The 1,059-nt window shown below is 62.6% G+C and carries 1 protein-coding gene and 1 pseudogene; both read right to left on the bottom strand.

Annotated elements, in window-relative coordinates; translation table 11 throughout:
• Positions 1-368, bottom strand: a pseudogene (locus E3T19_RS04810) (hypothetical protein); the annotation flags it as partial.
• Positions 368-1,057 (bottom strand): L-ribulose-5-phosphate 4-epimerase, encoded by a 690-nt coding sequence (locus tag E3T19_RS04805; RefSeq protein WP_134407852.1) that lies wholly within the window; start codon positions 1,055-1,057, stop codon positions 368-370. The gene E3T19_RS04805 and the pseudogene E3T19_RS04810, both read right to left, overlap by 1 nt.
• Positions 1,058-1,059 lie beyond the last annotated feature (2 nt).

The following is a 1,059-nucleotide window of genomic DNA, read 5'->3' as shown; positions in this document are numbered from 1 at the left end:
CAACGCGTTGAGGCCGCCGATCCACATCTTCGCCGGCGAGAACGTGTGCATCCACGCGATCAAACCGATGACCTTGTCATCACCGTTGGCATCCAACGCGGCCCGACGGATCGACTCAGCGTCCTTCAAAACCGGCTTCCACACCACCGTGACGGGCACGTCACTGGACGNATCGACTCAGCGTCCTTCAAAACCGGCTTCCACACCACCGTGACGGGCACGTCACTGGACGCGTTGAGAGCATCGGCGATCGCCCGGGACTGCTCGGCGACCTGGCGCAGGGTCTCCTCGCCATACAGGTTCTGGCTGCCGGTGAGGAACCAGACCTCGTAGCTGTCCAGGGACGTGTTGAGTGCGGTGGGTGACATTATTTGAGGGCTCCTTGCGGTGCTTGTCCGTAGACATTCTGGTAACGGTTGAAAAGAGAATCGATCGATTCCTGCGGGATCGGAATCAGCGGGCCACCCTGCCGGGCCAAGTGCACCGTACGGGCGACGTCTTCGACCATCACGGCAGCCTTGACCGCATCACGGGCATCCTTACCGATCGTGAACGGCCCATGGTTCTGCATCAACACCGCCCGGGAACGATGCCCAGCCAACGCCTCGACAATGCCCTGACCGATGGTGTCATCACCGATGATCGCGAACCGGCCCACCGGGATCGGACCGCCGAACTCATCAGCCATCGCCGTGATCACACACGGGATCTCCTCACCACGCGCAGCCCACGCCGTCGCGTAAGTGGAATGCGTGTGCACCACCCCGCCGACCTCGGGCATGTTCCGGTACACATACGCATGCGCAGCCGTGTCCGACGACGGCGACCGGTCCGCACCCGGAGTCTCCGGAACGACACTGCCATCCAGATCACAAAGAATCATGTTCTCCGGCGCCAGATCCGCATAATCCACCCCGGACGGCTTGATCACAAACAAGTCCGCGCCCGGCACCCGACCCGACACGTTACCGCCGGTCCACACCACCAAGCCATTGGCCGTCAACTCACCATGCAGCCGAGCGATATCCGCCCGCACACGCGCGATCGCGACCTCGATCT

It is taken from the genome of Cryobacterium sp. TMT4-31, assembly GCF_004403385.1.
Classification (GTDB): Bacteria; Actinomycetota; Actinomycetes; order Actinomycetales; family Microbacteriaceae; genus Cryobacterium; species Cryobacterium zongtaii.
The sequence above is the reverse complement of the archived record's forward strand: the minus strand, read 5'-3'. Positions and strand labels throughout refer to the sequence as shown.